General features: G+C 55.8%; 1 protein-coding gene. It reads right to left on the bottom strand.

Going from position 1 to position 344, the window contains the following annotated elements; genetic code table 11:
• Positions 1-31 precede the first annotated feature (31 nt).
• Positions 32-344 (bottom strand): transposase (locus KIP88_RS46215; protein WP_214494685.1); only part of this gene is annotated, 313 nt, incomplete at its 5' end.

Genomic DNA, 344 nt, shown 5'->3' on the forward strand with positions numbered 1-344 from the left:
CTAGATCAGCGTTTTCTTGGTTCGAATCATATCAGGCGGCGTCGGCGAGTTTGTAGGACCATGTGTGGACGACCGGATGGCGATTGACGTCGTCGATACCAGCCATGATGCGCTCCTTGAGTTCGTGTTTTGAGGTCACCCGGATATGGCGCAGGACTGAACGGGCGAACTTGGAGAAGAATCCTTCGATGAGATTGAGCCACGAGCCGTGCTTGGGGGTGAAGGTGAGCTCGAAGCGCCCGCTTGGTCGCGTGGCGAGCCAAGCTCTGGTTTCTCTCGATATGTGCGCGGAATGATTGTCGAGGATCAATTTGATCGCAGTGTTCGGCGGATAAGCGGCATCG

The organism is Bradyrhizobium sp. SRL28 (assembly GCF_018596315.1).
Lineage (GTDB): Bacteria > Pseudomonadota > Alphaproteobacteria > Rhizobiales > Xanthobacteraceae > Bradyrhizobium.